Raw genomic sequence first — 13,865 nt, forward strand, 5'->3', positions numbered from 1 at the left:
CTCAGATTAAAAATCGTAATTCAGCTGTAACCAGAACTGACGGCCCGGATCATAGGCAATCACCTTGTTACCGGCATAGATAAAGGTATCCGCGACATTTTTGTTATTCAGAACGTTATTCACTTCCAGTGAAACGGATGCGCCGTAAGCAAACTCCGGTTTCCAGTTCACGCGGGTATCCCAGGTGAATTTGGATGCGAAATGTTCTTTCTGATAAACACGTAATTCACCGTACTGCGGATCACGGATCACTTCGTTGTCATGACGGACGGCCTGATTACGGGCTCCCCACCATTGCAGGCGGTTGTACCAGGAGATGTTGTAGTTATCCCAGTCACTGGTCAGCTCAACGTTCAGTTTCAGCGGCGAGTTAAAGTTGCTGGCAGGCAGGTCACTGACATCGATCACTTTGCCGCCGTACATTACTTTGTCGGAGTTAATGGCAGTACCCGGTTCAAAGAAGGCATAACCCTGGTCAGACGGGAAGTTGGTTTTGGTATCCTGCCAGACGATTGAGGAGGTAAAGACATGGCTTGCCTGTCCCCATTCCCACGGCTGACTGTTGCTGACGGCCAGGGTGACGGAGTCATGTTTGCTGCGTCCGGCATTATCAAAGGTACGGATTTTGCCTTTATCGGAGTATTTATCCGACCCGGTCAGGTTGTTGTATTTGGTGCGGCTGCGCACTTCATCGTAACCTTCACGGTGAACATAGGTCAGACGCCAGGTGGTGCTGAGGATTTCCTGTTGCAGACCGAGAGAAATCTCATCGTTATACGGGGTTTTCAGTGAATCCAGACCTTCATAATCATTGGTTTTATCCCAGGTCGGTTCCATTCCCATAAAGCCGCACATATAACATTTTTCCAGCCCGGCATTCTGCGCGCCGTACAGGGCGTAAGTCAGCATAGAGCGGCCGTAATAGCGGTTGGCACCGGCAATCAGTAATGTCTCTTTATTACCGAACAGGTCATAAGTTGCGGCCAGACGCGGGGCGATATTGGTTTGCCGGACAAAGTCATCACGGTCAACACGGACACCCGGACGCAGCGTCAGCCGGCCGATTTCAATATTGTCATCGGCAAACAGGGAGTAGTTGTTATAACTGACCGAGGCGGTTCCCGGCAGGAAGCGGTGCACATTGACAACCGGGTCCTCAATCCCCCATTCCGCGTAGCTGACATAGTCTTCGCTGGTGTGGTAATGCGACTTATCGCGGATATAACGGCCTTTGGTATGGGTGGTTTCCATCCCGAGGGTCGGGCGGTGTGTCATCCCGAAGCCCTCTGACGGCAGGAAACGGGCAACGGCTTTGGTGGTGATATTGTCCTGCTCTGTCTGCAGATCACCCAGCCCGCCCATTTTGGTGTTAATGACCGTTTTGCCGTCCGGTAACTTATCCTTCATTTCATAGAAATTCTGCTCATCATTCACGCGGTTATCTTTCAGTTTCTGATAACCCAGGGTGAATTCCAGATCAGCCAGGCTGGTCTGGTGTTTCAGAACACCGGTCACACCTAAGCCTTTATGGTTATTGTCATAACCGGAGTTGGCAATATTGGAGGCAAACAAACGTGCCTTGTAATCGGAGTAATTCAGGGAAATATCCGCCGTGGTGACCGGCGAGAGATCCATCGCATACTTCACAAACAGGTTGTCTGAGGTGCGTTTCTGGTTACGTTTGCGCTTATCAAATTCATACCCGACGAGCTCTTCACCTTCCATCACCGCCATCAGTACCGATGTATTCGCCGGAATTGTGGAGGTGCGGCGGGAGGCCGATACTGTCAGGCCGCTGTTTTCGGTTACACCGACTTCAAACCAGCCGCCGAAATCGTGTTTGTTATATTCATTCTGGAAACGGGCCGGATGACTGATATCATTTTTTGATGAATCAATCGGCTGCGAAGAATCCTCAAACAGATGATTCCAGGAAGAGCGGGTGGTGCGGTAATACATATGACCGCTGTTTTCGCCGTTCCAGCGGCGGCTGGTGACATCCACACTGCCGCCGGTAAAGCCGCCGAATTCCACCGGAATGTTGTTATCGTAAACGGTCACGCTGTCGATCAGGCGGCTGTCGATGTACATTCCCTGATCGCCGCTGTCCAGTCGCGTGGAGGTTTCGCCCAGCGTATCTTTTGCCGGGTCGAAATCGTTGTTAAAACTGATGCCGTCGAGCTTATAGGCGTTCTGGAAACTGGAGGCGCCGTGAATGGAGATTCGTGACGGTTTGATTTCGCCCTGGTTGAGGGACGAGCTGTCATTACCGGCAAACTGTACGGCAGGGTTGGTGCGCAGCAGTTCTGTGACGTTACCGTCACCGGTATTGCGCTGGCGGATCTCCTCCGCGGTAATATACTGCGGGGCAGACATGACATCGGTGGCCGGATGGTAAGCCAGTTCGCCCTGAACCCGTGTTTCCGGGATTAAAATGGTTTCCGCTTCGGTGGTCAGCGGGCGGATAACATAACTGCTGCCCTGCTGCACCAGTGTCAGACCGGAGCCTGCCAGCAGTGTCTGAATGGCGGTCTGCGCTGAATAACTGCCGTGAAGCGCCGGTGCACGCAGTGCGCCGAGTTGTCCGGCATCATACAGTAACTGGATTTGTCCCTGTTGCGCGATAGTATTCAGTGAACGGCTCAGTGCCTGTTCCGGCAAATCAAGAGTGAGATCTGCTGCTCCTGCCGGTGCCGCTGTCAGTCCGAGCGCCAGCACAATGGCAGAACTGACCGCCCTGATGCTGAATGGTGATGGTGTTATTGTCATTTTTATCATTTCCGGAAGTGTCATAGTTATCCCCTGTATCAGAAGACGCGGAAATGAGAACTATCCTCACCTGATAATCATTCTTTTTTTCATTTATTTTTATTTTTCTTCACAATCAGCAGGCTGCCGTCATGCAGCTCGGTGACTTCAACCGGTAACAGCAGCGGCAGAGCCGTGAAAAAAGCATCTGTTTCAGAAAGGGTGACCCGGCCGGAGACGGTCAGATCCGTCGCATTGGCGGCAAGTGACACCGGGCGGTTGCTGTAAGGTGCGAGGCGGGCAACAACATCGTGCAGCGGGGTATTCGTGAGGGTGATTTGTCCGTTACGCCATTCTCCGGCCTGTTCCGGCGGGATATGACTGAGCAGCAGGGCGTGCCCCGGTGCGGGACTGACGGCGTTATCCCCGGCACGGAGATAAACCGGTTTTTTATCTGCGGCATCCCGCAGGGCGACAATCCCGTTCGCCACAGAGACAGCCACTTCTGTCCCCCGGCGGCTGACATCAAATTCTGTCCCGACAACCGTTATCTCCCTGCCGTCCGCCTGAATCACAAACGGCCGCCACGGATTGGATTTCACCTGAAAAAAAGCGTTGCCGCGCACCAGCGTAATACGGCGTTGTGTCTGCTCATAGGCAATATCCGCTTCACTGTCACGGTTGAGAAAAATACGGCTGCCGTCCGGCAGGATCATGGATTTACTCTCTGAGGCAGTGGCGAGCGTCAGGTTATCCATCAGTAAAGCAGGTAACTGGCTGTAGGGTAAAAACAGCATCACCAGGATAAACAGCCCGGCGAGGGTATGGCGCAGCGGGCGCAATACCGAAAACGGCCGGTCAGGTGCCGGGGCTGTGACGTCAGGACGCGGCAGGGCCGACATATCACCCCACAGTTGCGCCATCTCATCAAATGCCCGGCGGTTTTCCGGAGATTCCGCCAGCCATGACTGCAAGTCACGCTGCTGCTGCGCCGTCATACTCTGGCTGTGCCAGCGTGTAAACCACAGTGCGGCGGCTTCTTCCCGTTCATCCTGTTCACGCCGGTCAGTCATTCCCCGTCCTTCTGTTCTTCGGTATTCATGGCGCGTTTACATTGCAGCAGGGCACGGGCGATATGTTTCTCCACCATACTGACAGTGATATCCATCCGTTCGGCAATGTCACTTTGTGAAAGTCCGTCAAACCGGTAAAGCACAAAAGCTTCCCGCTGACGGGGCGGCAGTTCATTCAGCACCTGATACAGCCTGTCCAGCCGCTGGCGGTGTTCGAGCTGAACCTGAGGATCGGCTTCCTCCTGTGCCACTTCCGCGGTCAGCGAGTCATCCCACTCACTGACGCGGTCACGACCCTTCCGCTGGTTGTAGCGCCAGTGGTCGGTCAGCACATTATTGGCGATCTTAAACAGGAACGCGCGGGTTTCCTGCACAGAAGTATCGTTGCCGCCTTTCAGCCAGCGGGCAAACACATCCTGCGACAGATCCCGTGCATCCTGACTGTTGCCCAGCCGCTTGTGGAAGAAGCGGACAAGCTGATGGTAGGTTGAGTGATAAGCCCCGGCGATAAGCCTGCTTACCGATTTTTCAGTTGTCATTTTTCTGGTGTGTATCGAAGTCATCGTAATTGAGGGAGTCATTACGCATTGCTTAGAAAAAGCTAAAAAATCTCATTGTTGTTATTTGAATTATTATTTAATAATAAAAAGCAATATCATTTGCGTTATCATTATGCCTGTAATTTTACAAATTGAAATACGTGAATAACGATTAAAAAAGAGAGTTGAGTGATGTTGAATGTGGCTGCGGCCTGTTATCAGAACAGGCGCTATTCAGTCGGCGGTACGGTTGCCAGTGTGGGCGCACACGTACTGTTGCTGGCATTGTTCCTGGGCTGGCTGACGTTTTCTGCGGAAGAACCGAAAGGCATGCTGCCGCCGGCATTTGTGCTGATGCCGGGCGTTTATCAGCTGGAAAGTGCACCACCGGAAAAAGCGGAAGGGGTCAGGCAGGTGATGTCACAACCGGCACCACAGCCGTTGGCGGAACCGGAGCGGGAATCTGCGGTTGATAAACTGGCGGTATCTGATCAGGGCACCTGGACAAAAAAAGCGGAGAAACCAAAGAAAAAAGCAGAGAAAAAGCCGCTAACGGAGATTAAAATGCCGGAAACGGACAATCCGTCACCGGTACTTGCCGAGAGCACATCCGCACCGCGTCAGGGCGACAGCTCTGCCAGCCGTGCTGATTTCACCAGTCATGCGCCGCAGCCGGTCAGCGGCAGTACCGGCTGGGAAAGCACAGTACATTCGCATCTGGCGAAATATAAACGCTATCCGCGGGCACTGCTGCGCTATAAATCCACCGGTGTTTCTCATGTGAGAGTAACGCTGAATATGCAGGGAAATGTTGTCTCTGCCGAACTGGTTAATTCATCGGGCACAAAACTGCTGGATAAAGAAGCGCTTGCCACAGTACAACGGGCATCACCTTTCCCGCTGCCGCCACAGGAGCGCAGCAAAAACGGCCATATTGAGATAGTCACCCCCATCGGTTTTTACCTGTAACCAGCAGACAATTCCCGAAATACCATTTTTATTACCAGGAATTGTCTGTATTTTCCCCTTTTTTGTTTCCTTGTTTATTTTTTCCCTGCTTAACATTTCGGTTTTTCTATAGGTTCTCATAATTTATTTAAATGAGTTTCAGTCACTCATATCGCAACAAGCACAGTAAAGCCGGTTCCGGCACGGATAAAATTCTGTTATTACCCGTCGTAATAAAAGTACCAAAATGAAAATAATTAATTTAATTAATAAGTATTGCTGGTGGATATCCGGCGGTGATTATCGAAAAGAGTGTGTTACACTGCTAAAAAATAGCGGGCGATGGTAGTGTTTACTGTGGCAGAGAGCTGGTGAATGGACAATATAATGCCTTGGCAAATAATCATTTTTAGTCTGTTTAAGGGTATATTGTTACAAAATATTTCATCCGTGAATTATCAGGAAAATATGTAATAATGTTATTATTCAGCAGCAGGATTGAATAAAAGAATTTAATATATAAGAAATCCGATTTTTATCACTATTCATTAGTATGCATCATTTTCGGACGTGACTTTAGTGATATAAACTCTGTTTTCTTTGATAGATTAATTTTTTATAGGTGATTTTGCGTAATACCAGATTAACTCAAAATTAAACATCGTGAATTTTAGTTAGGTAAGGATAAGTGATGACTAAAAAGTCTGTTTTTGCAAGAACACTCGTCTCTTTGCTATTAGGTACAGCTATTAGTGCTTCAGCGCTGGCTGCGGCAGAAAATACCGGTCATACATTACGGCTGGCTATCGGCGCAGAACCGACAGAGGGATTTGACCCGATGCTCGGCTGGAGCCACGGCAGTTACTTATTACTGCACAGCCCGCTGCTCAAACAAAAGGCCGATCTTTCCTGGCACAGCTATATGCTGGACAGTTACGACCACAATGCCGACGGCAAAGAGTGGACGCTGAAACTGAAAAAAGATCTGAAATTCTCGGACGGCTCCCCGCTGACCGCCAAAGACGTTGCTTTCACCTATAACAATGCCGCCGCCGGCGGCGGTAAAATCGACATGGGGAATTTTGCCAAAGCGGAGGTCATTGACCCGCTGACCGTGAAAATGACCCTGTCCGAACCGCAAAGTACCTTTATTAACGTACTCGGCTCTCTCGGGATTGTGTCCGCCGATAAATATGATGCCAGAGAGTATGCCCAAAAACCGGTGGGTGCCGGGCCATACCGCCTGGTGGCTTTCCAGCCGGGCCAGCAGCTGATTGTTGAGGCGAACCCGTATTACGCCGGGCCGAAAAACGACTTTAACAAGCTGGTGTTTGTCTTCCTGGATGAAGATGCCGCTTTTGCAGCCGCGCAGAGCCGTCAGCTTGAAGTTGTCCGCATTCCGCCGGTGATCGCTGCGACTGCCGGTGATGTCAAAGGGATGAAACTGGTAGAGCGTGCCAGCGTGGAAAACCGCGGTATTGTCTTCCCGATTCCGAAAGCCGGTGAAAAAGATGCACAGGGTAATCCGATCGGTAACGATATCACCTCCGATGTGGCTGTCCGTAAAGCCATCAACTATGCCATTGACCGTAAATTACTGTCTGAGCAGGTGATGGAAGGGTATGCCGTACCGGCCTTTACCGGTGTTCACGGGCTGCCGTGGAACAATCCGGAAGCCGCTTTTAAAGATGGTGATGCGGAAAAAGCCAAACAGATCCTGGAAGAGGCAGGCTGGAAACTGAATAAAGACGGACTGCGCGAGAAAGACGGCAAAGTCGCCAAACTGACGCTGTGGTACACCAGCGGGGATACCACCCGCCGTGACCTGGCACAGGCTATCCGCGCATTCCTGAAACCAATCGGTATTGAACTGGATTTACAGTCCGGCAGCTGGGAAACCGTCGAACGCCATATGCACGCAAACCCGACCCTGTTCGGCTGGGGCAGTCTTGACCCGATGGAGTTAGTCCATCATTACAGCAGCAAAGCGGCAGGTGTGGAGTTCTACAACCCGGGCTATTACAAAAATCCGCAGGTGGATGCCATTCTTGAGAAAGCGGTGAGTGCGCCGGATCAGGAAGCTGCAATTCCAATCTGGCAGCAGGTGGACTGGAACGGTAAAACCGGCACGGGGATTAAAGGGGATGCTGCCTGGGCGTGGCTGCTGAATGTGCAGCATACCTATGTGGTCAGTGATTGTGTGGATCTGGGCAAAGGCGCGCCGGAGATCCACGGATCATGGTCACTGCTCAACAGTGTGGATGACTGGGCCTGGACCTGCAAATAATGCGCAGTGCCCTGTTCCTTTTCGTGCGGTTTTTTTGTCTGCTGACGGTCACGGCGGCGGGAGTGTTTATCCTCCTGAGTTATTCGCCGGTTGACCCGATCAGAGCCTATATCGGAAATGATCTGCTGCATGTGCCGCCGGAGCAGTATCCGGCGATCGCCGCCCGCTGGGGACTGGATCAGCCGCTGTGGCAGCGGTTCTGGATCTGGTTCTCGCAGATGCTGCGCGGTGATCTCGGCTACTCCATGCTGTATAACGCGCCGGTTTCAGAGGTGATTTCGGCGCGGCTCGGGCCTTCACTGGCACTTCTTATCAGTGCTTGGTTTTTCTCGGGAATTACCGGGCTGCTGCTGGGGCTGGTGGCAGGGCGGTATCTGAACCGCTGGCCGGACAAAATAATTTCGGCGCTGTCGTATCTGCTGGCTTCGATACCGACATTCTGGATAGGGCTGCTGCTGCTGTCACTGTTTGCGGTCACCCTGAACTGGGCACCGATCTGCTGTGCCTGGCCGATGGGTGAGGATGCGGATACTGCCACGTTCGGTGAAAAACTTCATCACCTGATCCTGCCGGTGCTGGCACTGGGATTACTCGGCGTCGGTAACATTGCCCTGCATACGCGGGCGAAAGTGGCGGAAGTGATGGGAACAGAGTTTATCCGTTATGCCAGAGCGCAGGGGGATAAAGGCTGGCCGATGATTAATTTTCATGTGCTGCGTCACGCTATTACCCCGGCACTCTGTTTACAGTTTGCCTCGGTGGGGGAACTGCTGAGCGGTTCACTGCTGGCGGAGAAAGTGTTTGCCTATCCCGGTCTGGGACAGGCGACGATAGATGCGGGGCTGCGGGGAGATATCCCGCTGCTGATGGGTATTGTGATGTTTTGCGCGATCCTGATTTTTATCGGTAACAGCACGGCGGATATTTTACTGCGCCGCGTGAATCAGGGAGTGATCCGCGAGTCATGACGTATAACCCGAACCGCGCCCTGTTAAAACTGACGGGCACATTACTGATGCTGATCCTGCTGGGCGTATATGCCATCTGGATCACACACACAGATATTGATATGGATTTCCTGGCGCGGCGGCAGGCACCTTCTGTCGCGCACTGGTTCGGTACTGACAGCCTGGGGCGTGATCTGTGGGATCGCACCTTTCAGGGCATGGCAACCAGTCTGCAAATCGGACTGATTTCTGCCCTGACCAGCGGGCTGGTGGCACTGACCATGGCCGGGTTATCCACCATTAACAAAGGGACAGATTATCTGGTGCGCGGGGTGATTGATACGCTGCTGGCACTGCCGCACCTGCTGCTGCTGATTTTAATCTGTTTCACCCTGGGCGGCGGAAAATCCGGCGTGATCTGGGCGATAGCCCTGACACACTGGCCGAAACTGACGCTGATCCTGCGCTCGGAAATTCTGCGGGTACGGGAAACGGATTATGTGATGCTGGCACAGCGCATAGGAAATTCACGGTTGTATTGCTGGCGTCATCATTATCTGCCAATGTTATTACCGCAGTGGATTGTCGGCACACTGCTGATGTTCCCGCATTCGGTACTGCACAGTGCGGCGCTCAGTTTTCTGGGCTTCGGGCTTGCGCCGCATGAGGCATCTCTGGGGATACTGCTGTCAGATGCGCTGCGTTACCTCAGTACCGGCGCCTGGTGGCTGGCATTTTTCCCGGGACTGGTGCTGGTCGGACTGGTGTTACTGTTTGATCAGTTTGCGAAAGCGTTACAACAGCTCTGGCTGAGGATCGCATAATGCTGAAATTTGACCGGCTTGCCATTGATGTCGCGCAGTTCGGCTGGCTGCGGAAAAAACGCTGGCAGCCGCTGCTGACGGATATTTCCCTGGCGGTTCAGCCCGGTGAACTGGTGGCGCTGGTCGGCAGCAGCGGAGAAGGCAAAAGCCTGCTGCTGCAAAGTGCGCTGGGTCTGCTGCCGGACAACATGCGCTGCCGCGGTGCTATCTCGCTTGCGGGGGAAACGCTGACGGAAGAGAGTAAACAGCTGCATCGCGGCAATACCCTGTGTTATGTGCCGCAGGGGGTCAGTGCGCTCAATCCGCTGGTGCGGGTGGGGCCGCAGCTGGAACGCGCAGCCACACTCAGCGGAATGCATGTGAAGATGCATGATGTGGCGCGTCAGCTGCAACGTTATAACCTCCGGCCGGAACTGACGGCCGCCTTTCCGAACCGGCTCTCCGGCGGGATGGCAAAACGGGTGCTGACCTGCGGGGCGACCCTGACCGGGGCGCAGTATATCCTGGCGGATGAAATTACATCCTGGCTGGATGATGAACATGCCGCACAATTACTCGCGCACCTGAAAGTATTATGTGCGGACGGGCGTGGTGTGTTGTGGGTCACGCATGACCTGGCGATGGCGGCCCGTTTTGCTGACCGGATAGCGGTGCTGCGTCACGGGGTTTTACAGGAAACACTGACATCACAGGCATTGCTGAACGGAGAAGGCAGTCCGTGGCTGCAGTCACTGTGGGATGCACTGCCGGAGCATCGTTTTTTATCCGGGCAGAATAAACTCAGATGATAATCTGCTTTATTTCGTCCTTATCTGAGTATTTATTATTTATTTACTGAAAATCAGTATGGTGATTGATTTTATATTTAAACACAGTAGCAGATATTAATTCATCTATATGCGGTAACGGAAACACAGCATAGTCATCAAAGGATCTGAACATCGTTTTCTTATTCAGGAGAACAGCGGTGAATGATTTATTTTTTTATGGCTGATTAGCCACTTACATTTTTTCACGCTTTGTATTTCCGGGTGTGCGTCTGCGCATGTCCGGTGGCCGGTGGCGTATTGTGCATGCTGTTCAGCAGATGCGTCACTGAAATAAAAACTGAAATCACGGTGATCCGGAAACCATCATAATCCGGGTTGCTGTCTGATGACTCTGTTTTCATCCAATTGTGGAGGCGTTATGCAATTAACCCCGAGAGAAGTTGAAAAGCTGATGATATACACCCTGGCGGATGTCGCGCAGCGACGCCGTGACAGAGGGGTAAAACTGAACTACCCGGAAGCGGTCGCGATTATCACGGTGACAGCACTGGAAGGCGCCCGTGACGGCAAAACAGTGGAAGATGTGATGAAAGAAGCCGCTACTGTGCTGACCAAAGCCGACGTGATGGAAGGGGTGGATGATTTAATCCCGAATGTGCAGGTTGAGGCTATTTTCACAGACGGCAGCCGTCTGGTGACGGTTCATAACCCAATCAAATAAACGTACAGCAAAAAGGTGAGGTTCTGATTATGAGTAATACAAAACAACCCACGCCGTTAGGCGGAGTCATTTTTGCGGATACCCCGATTGAATTTAATACCGGTAAGCCGGAAACCAAAATTAAAGTCCGTAATACCGGGGATCGCCCGATTCAGATCGGTTCGCATTTTCACTTCTTTGAAGTGAACCATGCCCTGGAATTTGACCGCGAAGCGGCTTACGGCAAACGCCTGAATATTTCATCCACCACCGCAATCCGTTTTGAGCCGGGTGATGAAACGGAAGTTTCTCTTATTCCTTACGGCGGCAAACAGACAGTGTACGGGTTTAATAACCTGGTGGACGGCTGGGCCGGTAATAATGTCGCCATCAGCGAACGTCCGGCAAAAGCGATTGCCCTGAATGAGGCGATTGCCCGCGGTTTCAGTCATAAAGCAGAAGCGAAGAAGTAATTCTCCGTCCTGATACGATTTTCCGGCAGAGATGCTCAGGCATCCTGAACGAAATAAGGAACACGTTATGCCACAGATTTCCAGACAAGAATATTGCGGCCTGTTCGGGCCGACCACCGGAGATAAAATCCGTCTCGGTGATACTGATCTTTATATCGAAATTGAAAAAGACTTACGCGGTTACGGCGAAGAATCTGTTTACGGCGGCGGGAAATCCCTCCGTGACGGGATGGGTGCGAACAACACGCTGACCAGCGATAACGGTGTGCTCGACCTGGTGATCACCAACGTTACGATTCTGGACGCCAAATTAGGTGTCATCAAAGCGGACGTGGGTGTGAAGGACGGTAAAATCGTCGGTATCGGTAAGAGCGGTAACCCGAACCTGCAGGACGGAATCACCCCGGGAATGGTTGCCGGTGTATCGACCGATGCTATCTCCGGTGAACATCTGATCCTGACAGCGGCGGGTATTGATACCCACATCCACCTGATTTCACCACAGCAGGCTTATGCGGCGCTGTCTAACGGTGTCACCACCTTCTTCGGCGGTGGTATCGGGCCGACAGACGGCACCAACGGTACAACGGTTACTGCCGGTCCGTGGAATATCCGCGCGATGCTGCGTTCACTGGAAGGTTTACCGGTTAACGTCGGTATGCTCGGTAAAGGTAACTCTTTTGCCCGCGATCCGCTGGTTGAACAGATCATTGCCGGTGTTGCCGGTCTGAAAGTCCACGAAGACTGGGGTGCAACCTCCAACGCCATCCGTCATGCCCTGCGTGTGGCAGATGATTATGATATTCAGGTTGCGGTACACACCGACAGCCTGAACGAAGGCGGCTATGTGGAAGATACCATCGAAGCCTTTGAAGGCCGCACTATCCACACATACCACACCGAAGGTGCGGGCGGTGGCCATGCGCCGGATATCATCAAAGTGGTCAGCCAGCCGAACGTGCTGCCGAGCTCCACTAACCCGACCCTGCCGTACGGTATCAACAGCCAGGCAGAACTGTTCGACATGATCATGGTATGTCACAACCTGAACCCGAATGTCCCGGCTGACGTTTCCTTCGCGGAAAGCCGTGTGCGTCCGGAAACCATTGCGGCGGAAAACGTGCTGCATGATATGGGTGCTATCTCCATGTTCTCCAGTGACTCCCAGGCGATGGGACGTGTCGGTGAGAACTGGCTGCGTGTGATCCAGACCGCTAACGCGATGAAAGCGGCACGCGGCAAACTGCCGGAAGATGCGGCGGGTAACGATAACTTCCGTGTTCTGCGTTACGTGGCAAAAATCACCATCAACCCGGCGATTGCCCAGGGTATCAGCCATGTGCTCGGATCAATCGAAGTCGGCAAAATGGCGGACCTGGTTCTGTGGGATCCGCGTTTCTTCGGTGCGAAACCAAAACTGGTTATCAAAGGCGGCATGATCAACTGGGCAGCGATGGGTGATCCTAACGCCTCCCTGCCGACACCGCAGCCGGTCTTCTATCGTCCGATGTTTGGTGCGATGGGTAAAACCCTCCAGGATACCTGTGTGACCTTCGTTTCTCAGGCTGCACTGGAAGATGGTGTGAAAGAGAAAGCCGGTCTGGAGCGCCAGGTTGTTGCGGTTCAGGGCATGCGCACCACCACCAAACGTGACCTGGTCCGTAACGGCGAAACGCCGGATATTGAAGTGGACCCGGAAACCTTCGCGGTGAAAGTCAACGGAGAACACGCAACCTGCCAGCCAATCTCGGTGGCGGCGATGAACCAGCGTTATTTCTTTGGTTAACAGAATCCGGGGCTGAACGTCCCGGATTAACAGACTTCCCCGGCGGGCGCAGTCAGCCTGCCGGGCATAACAAAAAGGTAATTCCATGATCCTCATTGAGCACATTCTCGGCAACGTCAGAAAAGAGCAGGCGTGGGCTGATAAAGCGAACGATATGACGGTGGATATGCTGATCCTCGATCAGCGGGAAGCCCAGAAAAGCCGCTGCCGCAAACATACCCAAAACGGGCTGGATATCGGGATCGCGCTGGATCGCAACGTGCTGTTGTCTGACGGAGATGTGATCCATACCGATGATGCCACCAATACGATGGTTGTCGTCCAGATCGATCTGCGTGATGTCATGGTTGTTGATCTTAAACGTCTTCAGGGCAGCACGCCGGAAGAGCAGATCCGCATCAGTTTTGAACTGGGCCATGCGCTCGGTAACCAGCACTGGAAAGCAGTGATCAAAGAAAACAAGGTGTATGTCCCGCTGACCGTCAGTGAAAAAGTGATGGAATCCGTGATGCGCACCCACGGTTTCGGCAATGATACGTTTGCTTTTGTCAAAGGCGAAACCATTCTGCCGATCCTGACCAACTCAGAATCCCGTCTGCTGTTCGGCGGCGCGGAAGAAACCGATACGCATGTGCATGTGGCACATAACCACGGGCACTCACATTCACACGGCCACGATCACGGACACAACCATGATCATGACCACAGTCACGACCACGGCCATGATCATCACCATGATCACGACCATGACCACAAACACTGACAGACCG

The 13,865-nt window shown here is 52.7% G+C and carries 12 protein-coding genes; 9 read left to right on the top strand and 3 right to left on the bottom strand.

Translation table 11 applies throughout. The features are described 5' to 3' along the window. Positions 1 to 6: 6 nt before the first annotated feature. The 3 genes from JC793_RS02030 to JC793_RS02040 all read right to left on the bottom strand — a co-directional run bounded on the left by JC793_RS02030 (position 7) and on the right by JC793_RS02040 (position 4,360). Complete coding sequence (locus tag JC793_RS02030) at positions 7 to 2,793, bottom strand: secretin and TonB N-terminal domain-containing protein (RefSeq protein WP_218427343.1); 2,787 nt, start codon at positions 2,791 to 2,793, stop codon at positions 7 to 9. A 65-nt stretch (positions 2,794 to 2,858) separates the two neighbouring features. Continuing rightward, positions 2,859 to 3,821, bottom strand: a complete 963-nt coding sequence (locus JC793_RS02035) for a FecR family protein (RefSeq protein WP_218427345.1) — start codon at positions 3,819 to 3,821, stop codon at positions 2,859 to 2,861. After that, positions 3,818 to 4,360 carry an RNA polymerase sigma factor gene (locus JC793_RS02040; RefSeq protein ID WP_046894033.1) on the bottom strand — a complete coding sequence of 181 codons (543 nt, stop codon included), beginning with the start codon at positions 4,358 to 4,360 and terminating at the stop codon, positions 3,818 to 3,820. Before JC793_RS02040 ends, JC793_RS02035 begins: the two co-directional genes overlap by 4 nt. Before the next feature lie 192 nt (positions 4,361 to 4,552). On the opposite strand from JC793_RS02040, the gene JC793_RS02045 reads away from it, so the two are divergent. From JC793_RS02045 to JC793_RS02085, 9 genes are all read left to right on the top strand, one after another. Beyond that, the gene (locus tag JC793_RS02045) at positions 4,553 to 5,329 is read left to right on the top strand and encodes an energy transducer TonB (protein ID WP_166708902.1); all 777 of its coding nucleotides are present in this window, start codon (positions 4,553 to 4,555) and stop codon (positions 5,327 to 5,329) included. 670 nt (positions 5,330 to 5,999) lie between these two features. Beyond that, complete coding sequence (locus JC793_RS02050; RefSeq protein ID WP_054425513.1) at positions 6,000 to 7,595, top strand: ABC transporter substrate-binding protein; 1,596 nt, start codon at positions 6,000 to 6,002, stop codon at positions 7,593 to 7,595. Beyond that, on the top strand, positions 7,595 to 8,563 hold the full coding sequence (locus tag JC793_RS02055; protein WP_046894036.1) for an ABC transporter permease: 969 nt from the start codon (positions 7,595 to 7,597) through the stop codon (positions 8,561 to 8,563). The genes JC793_RS02050 and JC793_RS02055 overlap by 1 nt, the downstream gene beginning before the upstream one ends. Beyond that, positions 8,560 to 9,366 carry an ABC transporter permease gene (locus JC793_RS02060; RefSeq protein WP_107680484.1) on the top strand — a complete coding sequence of 269 codons (807 nt, stop codon included), beginning with the start codon at positions 8,560 to 8,562 and terminating at the stop codon, positions 9,364 to 9,366. The genes JC793_RS02055 and JC793_RS02060 overlap by 4 nt, the downstream gene beginning before the upstream one ends. Continuing rightward, entirely contained in the window at positions 9,366 to 10,154 is a 789-nt protein-coding gene (locus JC793_RS02065) for an ATP-binding cassette domain-containing protein (RefSeq protein ID WP_046894038.1), read from the top strand. The genes JC793_RS02060 and JC793_RS02065 overlap by 1 nt, the downstream gene beginning before the upstream one ends. 400 nt (positions 10,155 to 10,554) lie before the next feature. Continuing rightward, the gene (locus JC793_RS02070; protein WP_025153862.1) at positions 10,555 to 10,857 is read left to right on the top strand and encodes an urease subunit gamma; all 303 of its coding nucleotides are present in this window, start codon (positions 10,555 to 10,557) and stop codon (positions 10,855 to 10,857) included. Between the two features lie 29 nt (positions 10,858 to 10,886). Further along, positions 10,887 to 11,309, top strand: coding sequence for an urease subunit beta (locus JC793_RS02075; protein ID WP_080948011.1), 423 nt, complete (start codon positions 10,887 to 10,889; stop codon positions 11,307 to 11,309). A 67-nt stretch (positions 11,310 to 11,376) separates the two neighbouring features. Continuing rightward, entirely contained in the window at positions 11,377 to 13,095 is a 1,719-nt protein-coding gene (locus JC793_RS02080; protein WP_046894041.1) for an urease subunit alpha, read from the top strand. Between the two features lie 85 nt (positions 13,096 to 13,180). Beyond that, on the top strand, positions 13,181 to 13,858 hold the full coding sequence (locus JC793_RS02085; RefSeq protein ID WP_218427347.1) for an urease accessory protein UreE: 678 nt from the start codon (positions 13,181 to 13,183) through the stop codon (positions 13,856 to 13,858). Positions 13,859 to 13,865: the final 7 nt, after the last annotated feature.

Source organism: Morganella morganii, from assembly GCF_019242955.1.
Taxonomy (GTDB): Bacteria; Pseudomonadota; Gammaproteobacteria; order Enterobacterales; family Enterobacteriaceae; genus Morganella; species Morganella sibonii.